Raw genomic sequence first — 14323 nt, 5'->3', positions numbered from 1 at the left:
CCTTCGGACCAGGTACGTTCGAAGACGTGGCTGGATTCAGGATCGGACGCGGCAGCCGGAACAACGGCACCCCGCAAACGCGACCGCAACAACCTCCGTACGGGCAGCAGGCACCCCAGGGGCCGTCGTACGGCTATCCCCCGCCGCCGCAGCAGCCGTACGGCGGCGCGGCGGGCGGCGGAGGCGGCTGGCCGCAGCCGAACGGCGGTGGCGGCTACGGCGGTTACGGCCCCGGCGGCCAGGCCGATCACGGCGAGCCGGAGTACCTCGGCGACGGCGGCTACCCGCACGGACCGGGCGGCGCCCCGGACCCGTACGCGGCGAACAACCCCGGCCACACCCAGGCGTTCTCGGTCGGCGAGGACCCCTACAGCCAGGGCGCGACCTATCAGGCGGGCGCGGCCCCGGCCGCCCCGGTGGGCCCGCGCCTGCGCTGGAAGGACCTGCTGCGGGGCATCGTCCTCTCCCCCGGCCAGACGTTCCTCCAGATGCGGGACTACACGATGTGGGGCCCGGCCCTCATCGTCACCTTCTTCTACGGCCTGCTCGCGGTCTTCGGCTTCGACGGCGCGCGCGAGGACGCGATCAACGCGACCCTCTCCAACGCGGTCCCGATCGTCCTCACGACAGCCGTCGCGATGGTCCTCTCGGCCTTCGTCCTGGGCGTGGTCACCCACACCCTGGGCCGCCAGCTGGGCGGCGACGGCGCCTGGCAGCCCACGGTCGGGCTCTCCATGCTGATCATGTCCCTCACGGACGCCCCCCGCCTGGTCTTCGCCATGTTCGCGGGCGGCGACGCGACGTTCGTCCAGGCCCTGGGCTGGGCGACATGGGTGGCGGCGGGCGCCCTGCTGACCCTGATGGTCTCCAAGTCCCACGACCTCCCGTGGCCGAAGGCCCTGGGCGCGAGCGCGATCCAGCTGATCGCACTGCTGTCGATCGTGAAGCTGGGCACGTTCTAAGGCGTGTCCGTTAAACGCGAGCCCAGACCAGCACTGCGGCGAGGACCGTTGTAGGCCACCGGATCGAATTTCGACGGACGCCCGCCTGCTGAACCGCGGCGGCGACGTTGCTCCTGCTGGTCACGCCGCTCAGGGATGACCGCAGTGATCCCCCGGGCCATGAGCGTCGCTCGGATCGCGCGGGAGGAGTATGCCTTGTCCCCGAGCAGCATGGTCGGGGTCGTGCGGGGGCGACCTGCTCCGGTCCTGGGGACTCGCAGGTCGCCCAGCAGCAACGGCAGGGAGCGGCCGTCGTGCGCCTGCCCGGGCGTCACGACGACGGCCAGCGGTCGGCCCTGACCGTCCACGGCGTGGTGGATCTTCGTGGTCAGCCCGCCGCGGGAACCGCCGATCGCGTGCCCAGCGGGCTCTCGGTGGCCGTCGAGGCCCTGCCCGCAGGCTGCGGCCCGGCATTTCTCGGGGGGCGGGTGTTGGTGGCGTGCTGGTGGGCCGGGTGATGGCGGAGTCCACCGCCACGCGCCACCCGCCACGCGCCACCCGCCACCCGCCACCCGCCACCCGCCACCCGCCACCCGCCACCCGCCAGTCGATCAGCCCATCGTCGTCCGCGCGGGCGAGCAGGACGCCGAGCACGCGGTCCCAGGTCCCGTCGGCGGCCCAGCGGCGGTGGCGGGCCCACACGGTCTTCCAGGATCCGAACCCGGCGGGGAGGTCTCGCCAAGGGATACCGGTGCCGGACCGGTAGACGATCGCCTCCACAATGCAGCGGTGATCGGCCCACGGCCTGCCGCGACGACCGGTACTGGAGGGCAGCAGAGGTCGGATGCGGTCCCACTGCCGGTCGGTCAGCCGGGCGTTACGTGGCATCAGGATCAGACCGCAGAGGTGCTGCGCAGCCGGGCCGGCGGCCTGGCCGGGCTCAGTCAATCGTCTTGATCACCCGGGCGGGCACTCCCGCCACCACGGTGCCGCCAGGAACATCACGAGTGACCACCGCGCCGGCAGCGACCACCGCACCGGCGCCGATGGTCACCCCCTGCGTGATCACGGCAGCGGTCCCGATCCAGACGTTGTCCTCGATGACGATCGGGGCGAAGGAGAGGTACTCGCGGCGCTCGGCCAGGTGTAGTGGATGGCCTCCGGTGATGAGGCTGACCTTCGGGGCGATCATGACGCCGTTCCCGATACGGATGCCTCCCTTGTCCATGAAGGTGCATCCCTGGTTGACGAAGACGTTCTCCCCGAACGTCGTGTTAAGCCCGTGCTCGGTGAAGAACGGCGGGTAGATCACCACCGACTCCGGAAGCGGGCCACCGAACACAACAGAAAGTAGTTCCGCGCGACCTTCGCTGTCGCTGAACGGAAGCACGTTCAGCCGAGACGTCGCATCGGTCACCTCCATGATCCGGCCTGCATGACGCGCGAACTCAGGCGTCTGTACGTACATGACCTGCTCTGTGCGGGTAGACATGCGCTGATCCCACCACCGCGCGGAACACTTGATCAAACAACCCTGCAGCACACCAGACACAACCAATGGTTGTGGGAGTAGGGTGGAAGTGTGGATGTTGCAGCACTGCGGACGTTCGTGGCTGTCGCCGAAACCGGCCAGTTCCAGGCTGCGGCCGACGAGCTGGGGATCAGCCAGCAGGCGGTCTCCAAGCGGATCGCGGCCCTGGAAAGGCACATCGAGGTCACGCTCCTGGTGCGGACCTCCCGAGGCTCCCGGTTGAACTTGGACGGGCAGGTCTTCTTGCCGCACGCCAAGAAGGTCCTGGCGGCCATCGAGCAGGCCGAGCAGGCCGTGCGCCCCGGAAGCCGTCCCTTGCGTGTCGATGTCCTCAATCGGCGCATCTCCCCGGCCCAGGCCGTCTACCGGTTTTACCGCTCCCACCCCGAGACGGACCTGGACGCGGTCACGCTGAGCCAGGAGAACGCCGCCCAGGCCGCCCAGGCGGTGCTCGAAGGGACCGTCGACGCGTCCTTCCGTGCCCTGCCGGCAGACCAGGTCCCGGCCGGGATCAGCGCCGAACGACTCCTGGACACACCCCTGGAGCTCCTGGTCGGACCCGGCCACCCGCTGGCTGACGTGTCCTGGGTCAGTCCTGCGGACCTGGGCGGTCACCGCATCTGGATCCCCGGGATCAGGCCGAGCACGGAGTGGGCAGCGTTCTACCAGGCGCTGTCCGAGGCCTTCGGCCTGAGCATCGACGCGCTCGGCCCCAACTTCGGTGATGAGGCCCTGATGGACGCGCTGGCCGACTCAGCCTCGCTGGCCACCCTCGTCGGCAGCGGGGACCGGTACCTGTGGCCCCAGACCCACGACCTACGGCGCATCCCGTTGCACGACCCGACCCCGGTCTACCCGCACGTGCTGCTGTTCCGCAGCGGAGACCAGCACCCCGTGCTGACCGCGCTACGCGACCATCTGCGCACTGCAGGCCCGCAAACCCCGCACGACGTATGGGCACCGGACTGGGTAGCCCGCTGACCAGGCGACCGAATCAGCAGACACGCCCTGGTCCCCACGGACACACAAAGGGCTCCCCGCGCTCGTGGCCGGGAGCCCTTTCGTCATGACGTGGCCGGATACCGGTACTGATCAACCTCAGGATCCGGCGGGCCGTCCATGCCCAGATCCCGGCGCATGGCCTCCCTGAGGTGAGCGTTCTCCCGCCACAGGTCGGCCCGGACCCGGGCGTAGGAGTCGCCCCTGACGTCAGGTTCCTCGATGAGCCCGTCCCTCATCCGAGTCAAGGCATCGCACGCTCTCACGGCCAGCTGAATGATCTCGGCCGAAGCAGTGAGCGACAGGCTCTGCCTCAGCCGCCAGATACCCGAGTTGTCCAACGCCTGATGAAGGTCGCCGTAGAGTCGATCACCGGTCGAGCCGTCGGATCGGAGGACAACCGTCCGCATGTCCGAGTGCCCTCGGCTCAGCGCCATGAGGAACTCGGAGTACACGGCCCTGCGCGTCTGAGCCCCTTCCCGCTCCTGGTCTCGACGCCAGCGGATACGCTCGGCGATCAAAGCGGAACTCACACCGACCACGGCACCGGCCAAGGTGCTCACCGCGGATATCCAGTCCACCGGTATGTGCTACCCAGGTGACCGACATCCGCTAACACCCGGCGGCCGCCCGCCGGAGAACACTCTGCTAGAGCGCTTTTGCTAGAGCGCTGTCGCTAGAGCGCTTCCTTGTTCGGCTTGGCCGCTTCCCCGGACCTGTGGACCGGAGGCAGCACACTCCACGGGAAGTTGATCCACTCGTCGGTGCGCTTCCACACGTACTCGCACTTCACGAGGGAGTGGGACTTCTCATAGATCACGGCGGACCGCACCTCGGCGACATGCTCGACGCAGAAGTCGTGCACCAGCTTCAGCGTCTTGCCGGTGTCGGCGACGTCGTCGGCGATCAGCACCTTCTTGTCGGTGAAGTCGATCGCGTTGGGGACGGGGGCGAGCATGACGGGCATGTCGAGGGTCGTCCCCACACCCGTATAAAACTCCACGTTGACCAGATGAAGGTTCTTGCAGTCAAGGGCGTAGGCAAGCCCCCCGGCGACGAACACCCCACCACGGGCGATGCTGAGCACGATGTCCGGCTGGTACCCGTCGTCGGCGATGGCCTGCGCGAGCTCGCGCACCGCGCCACCGAACCGCTCGTAGGTCAGATCCTCCCGCACGCCCGTGCCGCTCATCTCACCACTCACTCCGCCGCTCACACCTGAGTCCGATGGAAGTTGATGAAGGACCGGGAGGCGGTGGGCCCGCGCTGCCCCTGGTACCGGGACCCGTACCGCTCGCTCCCGTACGGCGACTCGGCGGGCGAGCTGAGCCGGAACATGCACAGCTGCCCGATCTTCATGCCGGGCCAGAGCTTGATCGGCAGGGTGGCGAGGTTGGACAGCTCAAGGGTCACATGCCCGCTGAACCCCGGGTCGATGAACCCGGCGGTGGAGTGGGTGACCAGCCCGAGCCGCCCGAGCGAACTCTTGCCCTCAAGCCGCGAGGCAAGATCATCGGGCAACGTGATGACCTCGTACGTCGAGGCGAGAACGAACTCCCCGGGGTGCAGGATGAACGGCTCGTCGCCCTCGGGCTCGACGAGCCGGGTCAGATCCGCCTGCTCGACGGAGGGGTCGATGTGCGGGTACCGGTGGTTCTCGAACACCCGGAAGTACCGGTCCAGCCGCACATCGACGCTCGACGGCTGCACCATGGATTCGTCGTAGGGATCGATCCGTACCCGCCCGGCGTCGATCTCGGCCCGGATGTCCTTGTCTGAGAGAAGCACGCCCCGAGGATACGCAAGGCGCGCGGAACGACCACAATCAAGCCGTCCGCGCGCCCGGCGCCAACCTACGGTTACCGCTCCTGCCGCTGCTACCGCTTCTCCATAGCCACCGGCACCACACTGCGGAGCCGGGCACACCGGGGACACCGGAGGAGCCGGCCGGGGCCGAGTCGCTCGGCCTGCTGCATCGGGAACGAAGCGGTGCTGAACACGTGCCCATCGGCACAACGGACGACGGTGCGCTCCATCAAGTCCTAGAGTCCCTTCCCCAAGAGCCGCGTCTGGCTGCTCACCCGCCTGACGACGAAAGCCCACATTACGGGATCAAAGGGACGGCCCTCCAGGCGGCACTCCGACCCCGCCCGGACCCTCTCCCACCCCTCCACCGTACGCCCCAACTCCGGCCCCCCGCACCCACATCCACGCCCACGCCCACCCCCTGAAACCCACTCAGGCCCCACGGCATCAGCGCCGGGGGCCGAGGATGAGGTACAGTGACGAGGCAATCGGACACCGGCTCCGGATGATCATGGGGCGGGCGTCTTACGCGGGTGTAGTTTAATGGTAGAACATCAGCTTCCCAAGCTGAGAGCGCGAGTTCGATTCTCGTCACCCGCTCCATATGAAACCCCCAGGTCAGGGACCGGGGGGGTTCTTTATTGTCTAGACCAGTGGCGGCGCGCACCACATCCGCATCACAAGGCTACTGCCATGTGCCGGTCGGCTTGGGCTTGAGGTGCGCGGGGTCGCACTGTGGTGCTTCGCACGCTCGGCACGAACCATGTCATCGAGCCCCGGCGGCGACGTCGCGCCGCCGCTCATCGTCGGAGTGCTGATAGATCAGTACGGCTTTCTCCGAGGACTGACCGGCGGGCAGGACCTTGGTCCGCTGGGCCGAGCCCTCAAGTGGGCCAGTCCCGCCGGGAAAGCCGGTTTCCGGCGGACAGTCCGTGTGCCTCAAGGAGAGGGGAGGAATTTCGGGATTCCGCCGTGGACTTCATCAGCCTCCTCATCGCACCCGAGCGCACGGAGGTTCGCCTCCAGGCGTAAGCGTGTGTTCTTGGTGGCCGAGTAGTCCTTTCCGGCCACTCTTTCGAATCTCGGCAGCAGGTCGGCGTTGATGGCACGTGCCGCCCCGTGGTCGCCGAGTGCATGCAAGCTGATGGCGATGCCGGCCGCCGCGTCGAGTGTCGCGAGGGTGTTCTCTCCCGACCTCCGTCTGTGCCACTGATGGATGCGCCGGTACAGCGTCAGGGCATGCTCCACCTCCCCGAGCCTCAAGAGGCTGCCCGCGAGATTGCCCGTCGCCAGGATCGTGGTCCTGTCGCGCTTGCCGAGTCGCCGCTCACAGCGCCGTACGGTGTCGGCGTTCAGCAAGGACGCCGCACGGAAGTCCTCCAGCCGATTGAGGCACGCGCCCAGGTTGCAGGCGGCGAGGAGTGTGTCGGGATGGTCGTCGCCGTACTCGCTCGACCGGAGCTGAAGAATCCTCTCGAACATCAGTCGGGCCTGCTTCGAGTCACCCTGGGCGAGAAGGCACGCGGCGAGTCGTTCGGCGGCATTGATGGTGTCGGCGTGCGACTCCCCCATCCGCACCTCCCAATCCCTGTGGACACTCTCCGCCAACAGGGCCCCGAGCTCCGCCCTGTCGGCCTTGTAGAGGTACCGGAGAACGCGGATCACGAGGGAACGGAACCGCTGTGGCTCACTGCTGGGGACGTCGGCCTCACGCAGACAGCCGAGCAGCGTCCGCACGTCGGTGTTGATCAGTTCGTACGAGGCCCAGGTGGTCGGATCGTCCGGGTCGAGGGTAGGCAGCTCCGCAAGCCGGTCCCTGGCCGCTCGGCACACCGCGGCCAACCCTGCCGGGTGCCCGGTGGTGCTTTCGCGGAACAGGTTCAGGACGTCCGTATGCGCCTTCGCGACCGCGGGGTCGACCGGATGTGTCATGACGCCCGCCTCCCGTCCGAGCGGCCGGTGTCGACGAGTTGCGCCAGCCGGACGCCGTCCACGACATCGGGTGCCCTGCCTTCGGGAGAAGTGCATGCGAGACCACGGGCGATGGCCGAGCCGAGGGTGGCCGCCGCGTCGGCGCCAAGCGCCTCGAGCACGGCGTCCGGCGCGTGTTCCAGCAGCGCCATGGCGGAGGACCAGTCCTTCGAGGTGGAGTCGTAGAACTTGCGCAATGCGACCGCCGGCGCACGCTCCAGCAGGGCGGGGAACAGGCGGAACACCACCTGGCCCGGAATCCATTCCTCGCCCGGCCACCGAGACACGCAGCGGCGGGACTCTTCCAGGAGGTCGACGGGATCCACCAGGTCGCCGAGGAGCGGCGAGGCCGCCAGGGTGGCCAGTGCGTCCACTCCCAGGGTGGAGCCGTCGTCGGCCGCCGCGACGACTTCTTCGCCCAGTGCCCGCAGTTCGCGCTCGTGTTCCGGCCTGGCCTCCGCGGCGAAGACGAGCAGGTCGGCGGCTGCCGGAAGCGGTCCGTCGTCGAGCATCTTGCGTATGCGTCGGGTGAACGCGGAGCTGAGAGGCGCCCCGAGCTCCGGGGTCACGAGGTCCACAGCCGCGTCGTAGACCGGATCATCGAGGCGTATGTGCCGTGCCCCAGAGCGGTAGCCGGGCACCTCTCGGGCGATGCGGTGCTCCTGGTGGGCGATCGCGGCCAGTGTGCTCTTCGTCGGCGCGTCGGCCTGGTCAAGGCCCTGTGTGGGGCTGAGGTTCTGCAGATGGCATTGCGCGAAGTCCGAATGAGGGCGCTTGCCCGCGATCATGTCGTTGGCGTACACGACGGACACCCACAGGAGCATGGACCGCCCAAAGGTGTGGCGGAGGTAGGCCAGCCCCTCAAGTCCCAGCATGTCCTGCTTTCGGCAGCCCAGGGCGCGCACTGCCAACTCAAAGCGGACACGGTAATCGGGACGGACGTAGGCCAGCGCGTAGTCGTCCCCTACCGTTTCCCGCACCTCGGCGACGCCGACGGTCCAGCGGTAGCGCGGCAGTTCGCTGAGGGCTCGGTCGATCTCCTTCGAGAAGGTGTCCGCGTGGGGGCCATGAGGGGAATCGCTGTGGTCGGGGCCGTGGGCGGCCCGGTGCAGTTCGGCGAAGCCGATGGCGCGCTCGGCGGGGTCCGCGATCGAGCGGACGAGGGCCCCGGCCCGGGGGAGGGCTCGGTGCGCCAACCGCCCCGCGAACCGGCGTACGACTCCGGCTGTGCTGCCGCGTGCGCCCATTTCGACGGCGCGGACCACGTCGGCCGGTGTGCGGAAGAAGTGGTTTCGCGCATGCGCGGCCCAGTGCTGGTCTACGTTCACCATGTCCGTGATTCCGAAGACGTTCACCTCTTCCACATGGTCTCTGGCAGCAGGCTCACGCGACTCGTCGGTGGCACTCGCGAGGCTCGCGCCGACGCCGACGCCCCCTCGGAGCGGGGCGGGCTCCGCCACGCTTCGCAGCACCTCCTTCAGGATGGCGGCGGCCTGGGTTTCCTCGCCCCGGTCGAGATGCAGGTGGGCGATGCCGGCGAGAACCGAATACCGGTCGTAGCCGCCGTACATGGCCCGGGTCGCGGCCCCGGCGTCAGCACGCCGTGGCCAGGTGTCGCTCCAGTCGTCGCTCCAGTCGTTCCTCCATTCGGTCCGTTGGATGCCCATGGCCATCTGCGCCGCCCTGTCCAGGTCGTACGCGGCCATGCGCTCCACGATGCCGATCAGTTCTTCGTCTCGCCGCATGCTCCGAAATCCGTTCGCCTCCGGATCGGCCGACGGCCCGGGAACGGCCGCATGGGCGCGTTCGAGTAGGCGCAGTCCCTCCGCTCGGTTCGACTCCACGAGCATTTTCGCGGCATCGAGCCTCACCCAGGAGCTCACGGCCTTCGCCCGGCATCGGCGCAGGAGGGTCCGCGCACGCTCAGGCGACCCCCAAAGAGCCCAGAGCCGCGCGCCGTCGAGGACGGCGCGCTCTGTGATGCCGTTGACCACGACCGTGTCCAGGCGGGCGAGGAGAAAACGGGCGGTGGTCCGGTCGACGTCGGCCAATGCCCTTGCCGCGGCGGCGAGTTGGGGTGCAAGTTCCCGCTCCCCGTCGGCCAGGAAGAGCTGTGCGCGCACCTCGGCGAGGGCGGCCCGGCTGGCCTCCGGATTGTAAGTCGCCCATGCGGAGGCCAGCCTCGCCAGGCCCAGGAGCCGGACTGCCGGGCCCACGCTCTCCAGGGCCGCCTCGGCCTCCCTCAGCAACTCGACGGCCTTTCCGGGATCGGCGCGCTCGGCCAGATTCAGGTAGTCCGCCCAACGCTCACCGCTGATGTCGTCGAGGAGTGCGCGGGCCCTGTCCACGTCCTGCTCGGCGGCGGCGATCGCGGCGGCGCGGTATACGGGGTCCGGCTCCCTCTCGGGGCCCTTCGAATGCGGCGCCGTCTCCTGTCCGTGCCGCCACAGCCGCAGGGCGCGTTCGACGTCGTGAGGTGCCAGCCGGCGTGCGGCCACCTCGATCGCTCTCCACGCGTCGATGTCGCTGTTGCGGCCGACGCCGACGCTCGGAACCGACACCGCGGCCTCCACGAGTATGTCCAGGAGTTCGTCGGCCGAGGGCGTTTCGGGTCCGGGACGGGCGTACCGCACGATCTCCACGAAGGCCATGACCCGCCACAGCGACGGACTGATCCCGCTCGCGTGCTCCAGCGCCTCCCTCACCCGCCCCATCCGCGCGAGGAGCCCGATCACCCTCGGCGGCAGCGCACCACTGGACTGAGCCGCCTGGTGGCGTACGACGCCGAGGTACGTCATCGCCGGCAGTCCGGTGGCCACGGAGGCGGTGGCGGCGATGTGGTGGGCGATGCTGTCGACGAGTTCGAGGAATCGGCGCTCGGCGCCGAACTCAGCTCTGACAGCGCGGCGCAGACCGGCGCAGACCAGGTCGGCGGCCTCGGCGGAGACGCTCGGGCCGGACTTCAGGACGTGGACGGAGAGGTGGCAGAGACCGTAGCGATCCACCCGGGACCAGTCCACGTCCGCCCAAGTGGGCGCAGTCCCTCGGTATTCGCGGGCGATCCGTTCGTGCCATCTGGTCTCGTCGACCCAGCACTCGGGATGCCTCTCCCGCGCTTCCGCCCCGGCGAGGAACTCGCTGATGGAGGTGTGGAAGAAGGCGAACCGGTGGCTTCGGCGCTCCAGCAGCCAACGCAGGCTCGCGAGGACCTTCCGTGCGGGTGAGGACCGGAGCGGGGTTCCGGACATGGCGGCGAGTTGTTGCTCCGTCAACGCCTCTCGCGCCACGGTCAGTACGCCGATGATCGGCAGGCCCACCCCCGCCCAGCTGCCGGCCGACTCACCGGTACCGGGGGCCGGCCTCGGCGTGAGTTCCTCACGGACGAGTTCCACGAAGAATCCGTACAGACTGGGCAGCCGACCCGGTACGCCGTTGAAGTCGAGCAGCCGGTCGACCAGTGCTTCGTTGCGGTCTTCGGCGGCGTCGATCAGCGCCCGCGCGTAGGTGGCCAGGTACAGGAAGTTTCCGGCGGCCCGGCGGACGGCGTGCCGCTTCGTGCTGCCCGGGAGGTTGCCCCTGGCGCGCTCGGCGTCTAGGACCGCGTGCCGTTCCAGGACGAGGTTCGCGTAGGTGTGGAGGTCGCCCACGACCGGAGGTGAGCCGGCGTCGATGACCACCTCGGTGAGGCGTTCCTCCCGAGCGGACCGGAACAGGCGGATCCCGGCGTGCGGCCGAGAGGTCGTGATCACCTTGACGTTGGCGGGCAGTTCGGGGGATCGGGTCAGCCAGTGCAGGAGCCCTTTTCTCGGCTCTGTCGTGTGGTCGTCGGCTATCTCGTCCAGCGCGTCGAGCAGGATGACGATCCTGGCCTCGGGGTCCTGTTCGGCCAGCACCTGCGCGGGCCCGATCAGCGCCAGGTGGGCCAGGTTGTCGGGGTCGAGGAGACGGGGCTCCAGATGCGCGGTGCCGATCTCGACGCCGCTGACCGTGCCTGCCACGTCACGGAGGCGCTGCTCGACCTCCAGGGTGGCGGTGCGGTGGAAGGGTGAGACCTTCAGGTCTTCGATCCTGATGCCGATCACCCGGCCCTCGGCCGCCACGGAGTCGATGTGCTGCTGGACGACGACCGAGAGGCGTTCCAGTTCGAAGAGTTCCGGGCGCTCCCGGGCGAGTTGGTGTCCGATGCTCAGCAGGAACGACTCGGTGTCACCGCCGATGACCGCGGTCCGGCTGTCCCGTCGGAAGAAGTAGCGGAGCCGGTCGGGATGGGCCCGCGCGATACCGGCGAGCAGGCTGGTCTTGCCCGCTCCCGGTTCGCCCGTCACCAGGACGTACTGGCCCTCGTCGGACTTCAGGGCCGCCTCGATCTCGTCGTACAACCACCGGCGTTCGACGAAGTCCCTACCACCCGCACGGGCTTGGACCACGTCGTCGAAGGCGCGGCGCGGCCGGGGCCCCTCGGCGGTCACTGCTTGCCCCCGGCGGAACGCAAGTGCACGCCGATCACTGTCGCGTTGCCCGCCACATGATCGACCTCGGTGGCGGCTTCGACAGGGCCGTCCAAGGCTCCCTCCGCGAGCAGCCCGGTCGCGTCCGCGTTCCCCTCCAGCGTGCCCAACTTCAGTTCGCTCCGCACCAGGGCCGTGCCACGTCCCTCGCCGTCGGGAACCTCGGTCGGCAGCTTCAACTGCCGTACGTCCTCGCCCGGGAGCCAGATCCAGACCGCCCCCCGGTACTCCTTCTCCTTGACCAGGACTTCCTGGAACTCGTTCTCCCGGAGGGAGGTGTACGGCTTCCCCTGTACGACGTCACGGAAGACCGTCGCCGACAGACCGACGGCCAGACAGGCGTCCGGCATCTGGTCTAGGGCGGCGCGCATGGCCGCGCAATCGCGGATGCGTCCGATCTCGACGGGAGCGGTGCCGACGTAGCCGTTGCTGGCCCGCGACGCCTCGCCGAAGTGGACGGCCGCCCTGAGCCGCAGCCGTTCCTTCGGCACCCGGCTGCTGTTGAAGTCCCGCAGACCGGCTTCCAACCCGCGCATGAAGTCGTCGACCAGGGCGGGTTCGTAGGCGTGCTTGGGCAGAACCGCGAACAGCGAGTCCCCGCCCTCTTGCGTCTTCCATTTCCTGCGCTTCAACTCGGCGGCGTCGGCCGACTCATGGAGCAACCGCACGATCGTCTCCTGGAACTGCTGCTGCGTCGCCGTATCGGCACTGCCGTATCCCTTCGCGTCGACGGACAGCAGCAGTCTGCGCCCGAAGGCTCCGGCCCCGCCCGTCTCGCCGTTACCGTTCTTCGCCATGACACCTCTCGGTACACGTACTTCGGGGGGAATACCGACACTTCACTCAACCCCTCGGTAAATCCGCGGGGTTGCTCCACAACAAACCGGCGCCCGCTCCCCCTTACGGGCGCCGGCCATGCAGTCGTACACCCGGGATGCCGGTGAGAACCCCGTACTTCTACGTGGTTCGACGTGATCTCATGGAATTGGGGGATGCGTGACCGCTCGTGCGGCCGGAGGCGGTCCGGGTGTGCCGAGAACCCATAGAAGTAGCTGGTCCGGTCGGGGGCGGTCGCCCTTACTGGACTGAGCACGCCCACTGGACCGCACGCAGCGCCTCGATCGGAGGATCCTCCATGGCACCGACCGGGAACACCGTCGGAAGCCGCCCTGCGCAGTACATGTTCACCGCGCTGCACGTGACCCATCAGCACGCGGACGCCAAGGCCGGAATCCTGGCGGCAGCTCAGGTAGCGCTGGGCGGTACGGCGGGAGCGTGGAGTCAGCGGGCGTTGCTCCTCTGGGAACGAGGCGGCGCGGCCGGGGTGTTCGCCGGGGCGCTGCTGGCCCTGTTCGTGTGTGGCCTGATCGGCGGCGTCGTGAGCGTGGCGGCCTCACTGAAGCCCCGATTGCTGCGGGATCCGGCCGTCAACCGGTACAGCTTCGTCCACCTGGCGTCGGGCCCCGACATCCTGCCGCCCGGCGACGGCGCGCAACCGGAGGAGGAGGCCGATCGCCGGGAGCTGTCGTGCGCTGTACGGTTCCTCGCCCTTGTCGCGGTACGCAAGTACCACTGGCTGGTCGGCGCGGTGTCGTGCACGGCCGTCATGGGTGCGAGCGCGGGCCTGAGCGTGACCCTGCTGCCACTACTGGTCTGACGTCACTGGTCGGATGTCAGCGGTCGGGCGCGATCCAGGTGCGCGAGTTGGCCGAGGGTCCGCGCGTCGGCCGAAGGTCCGCGAGTCGTTCCAGCTCGGGCAGGTCCCGAATGGTGGTGGAGCCGTAGCCGGTCTCCAACAGGCCCTCGTCGCGCATTTCACGCAGCACCTTGTGGATCGTCGTCTCGGCGGCGCCGACCATGGTGGCCAGCTCCGGCTGGGTCAGCCGGCAGCCGATCACCACACCGTCGGCCCTCGGCGAACCGTAGGACTCGGCGAGTTCCACCAGCAGCCGGGCCAGCCGCACCTTTGCCGGATAGCCGCGGAAGTCCAGCCGCCGCCGGTTCGCCCAGCGCAGCCGGTCGGCCACCATGCCGGTCAAGGCCATGGAGATCACGGGGCGACGCTCCAGCAGCCTCCGCAGTTCACCACTCTGCGATACGCAGGCGGTCAGCGGACCGCAGGCAGTGACCGTCGCCGAGCGCGGGGCCCCGCTCATGGCCGCCATCTCGCCCACCGTGTCCCCGGCGGTTCTGACCGCAAGGAGTGAGGTCTCACCGTTCTCCACGGTCGCCGTGACCTTGGCGAAACCGGACACCAGCAGAAGGACATGCTGGTCGCTGTCCCCTTCTCTCAGCAGCACGTCACCCACGTCGAACCGGACCTCGGTACCCAGGCCGAGCAGGTCCTGCCGCGCTGGGGGCGACAGCATCCCCAGCAGACTGCGCGCGGGCCACTCGTCGGACCCGATGGGCACATCCACGGGTGTCCCCCTGTCTTCGTCTGCGTTTGGGCGTAGTCACGTGGACATCATCGTGCCGGTTGGAGCAGCCCCGTGGAACGGAACTGTGGTGAGCGGCCAAGAGGATGACGAAGAGCGTCTGGGCTGGTTTCGTTCCGACGAGACAGC

General features: G+C 68.9%; 11 protein-coding genes, 1 tRNA gene and 3 pseudogenes. 4 read left to right on the top strand and 11 right to left on the bottom strand.

Annotated elements, in window-relative coordinates; translation table 11 throughout:
- The first annotated feature begins 26 nt into the window (after positions 1–26).
- The gene (locus ABZ078_RS21760; protein ID WP_356577498.1) at positions 27–962 is read left to right on the top strand and encodes a Yip1 family protein; all 936 of its coding nucleotides are present in this window, start codon (positions 27–29) and stop codon (positions 960–962) included.
- Here ABZ078_RS21760 and ABZ078_RS21755 read toward each other — a convergent pair.
- The 3 genes and pseudogenes from ABZ078_RS21755 to ABZ078_RS21745 all read right to left on the bottom strand — a co-directional run.
- Positions 959–1357: pseudogene (locus ABZ078_RS21755) on the bottom strand (transposase); the annotation flags it as partial. The gene ABZ078_RS21760 and the pseudogene ABZ078_RS21755 overlap by 4 nt on opposite strands.
- Positions 1358–1565: 208 nt before the next feature.
- Positions 1566–1829, bottom strand: a pseudogene (locus ABZ078_RS21750) (transposase); the annotation flags it as partial.
- Positions 1830–1881: 52 nt separating this feature from the next.
- The gene (locus ABZ078_RS21745) at positions 1882–2409 is read right to left on the bottom strand and encodes a DapH/DapD/GlmU-related protein (protein ID WP_356577534.1); all 528 of its coding nucleotides are present in this window, start codon (positions 2407–2409) and stop codon (positions 1882–1884) included.
- A gap of 114 nt (positions 2410–2523) precedes the next feature.
- On the opposite strand from ABZ078_RS21745, the gene ABZ078_RS21740 reads away from it, so the two are divergent.
- A complete protein-coding gene (locus ABZ078_RS21740; RefSeq protein ID WP_356577496.1) occupies positions 2524–3453 on the top strand; it encodes a LysR family transcriptional regulator in 930 nt (309 codons plus the stop codon).
- Positions 3454–3536: 83 nt separating this feature from the next.
- Here the strand turns inward: ABZ078_RS21740 and ABZ078_RS21735 are convergent, their stop codons facing one another.
- From ABZ078_RS21735 to dcd, 3 genes are all read right to left on the bottom strand, one after another.
- Positions 3537–4052 carry a hypothetical protein gene (locus ABZ078_RS21735; protein WP_356577494.1) on the bottom strand — a complete coding sequence of 172 codons (516 nt, stop codon included), beginning with the start codon at positions 4050–4052 and terminating at the stop codon, positions 3537–3539.
- Positions 4053–4147: 95 nt separating this feature from the next.
- On the bottom strand, positions 4148–4663 hold the full coding sequence (locus ABZ078_RS21730) for a phosphoribosyltransferase (protein WP_356577492.1): 516 nt from the start codon (positions 4661–4663) through the stop codon (positions 4148–4150).
- A gap of 20 nt (positions 4664–4683) precedes the next feature.
- Positions 4684–5259 carry a dCTP deaminase gene (gene dcd / locus ABZ078_RS21725; RefSeq protein ID WP_356577490.1) on the bottom strand — a complete coding sequence of 192 codons (576 nt, stop codon included), beginning with the start codon at positions 5257–5259 and terminating at the stop codon, positions 4684–4686.
- A 547-nt stretch (positions 5260–5806) separates the two neighbouring features.
- Here dcd and ABZ078_RS21720 point away from each other — a divergent pair.
- Positions 5807–5880, top strand: a tRNA-Gly gene (locus tag ABZ078_RS21720).
- 42 nt (positions 5881–5922) lie between these two features.
- Here ABZ078_RS21720 and ABZ078_RS21715 read toward each other — a convergent pair.
- The 4 genes and pseudogenes from ABZ078_RS21715 to ABZ078_RS21700 form a co-directional block, all read right to left on the bottom strand.
- Positions 5923–6139 (bottom strand): annotated as a pseudogene (locus ABZ078_RS21715) (hypothetical protein); the annotation flags it as partial.
- Between the two features lie 77 nt (positions 6140–6216).
- A complete protein-coding gene (locus ABZ078_RS21710; protein WP_356577488.1) occupies positions 6217–7014 on the bottom strand; it encodes a tetratricopeptide repeat protein in 798 nt (265 codons plus the stop codon).
- Between the two features lie 191 nt (positions 7015–7205).
- Positions 7206–11717, bottom strand: a complete 4512-nt coding sequence (locus ABZ078_RS21705; protein ID WP_356577486.1) for a hypothetical protein — start codon at positions 11715–11717, stop codon at positions 7206–7208.
- Positions 11714–12553, bottom strand: coding sequence for a hypothetical protein (locus tag ABZ078_RS21700; protein ID WP_356577484.1), 840 nt, complete (start codon positions 12551–12553; stop codon positions 11714–11716). The genes ABZ078_RS21705 and ABZ078_RS21700 overlap by 4 nt, the downstream gene beginning before the upstream one ends.
- 338 nt (positions 12554–12891) lie before the next feature.
- On the opposite strand from ABZ078_RS21700, the gene ABZ078_RS21695 reads away from it, so the two are divergent.
- The gene (locus ABZ078_RS21695) at positions 12892–13413 is read left to right on the top strand and encodes a hypothetical protein (RefSeq protein ID WP_356577482.1); all 522 of its coding nucleotides are present in this window, start codon (positions 12892–12894) and stop codon (positions 13411–13413) included.
- A 16-nt stretch (positions 13414–13429) separates the two neighbouring features.
- On the opposite strand, the gene ABZ078_RS21690 is transcribed toward ABZ078_RS21695, so the two are convergent.
- Positions 13430–14176, bottom strand: a complete 747-nt coding sequence (locus tag ABZ078_RS21690) for a Crp/Fnr family transcriptional regulator (RefSeq protein WP_356577480.1) — start codon at positions 14174–14176, stop codon at positions 13430–13432.
- Positions 14177–14323 lie beyond the last annotated feature (147 nt).

It is taken from the genome of Streptomyces sp. NPDC006385 (assembly GCF_040612485.1).
Taxonomy (GTDB): Bacteria; Actinomycetota; Actinomycetes; order Streptomycetales; family Streptomycetaceae; genus Streptomyces.
The sequence above is the reverse complement of the archived record's forward strand: the minus strand, read 5'-3'. Positions and strand labels throughout refer to the sequence as shown.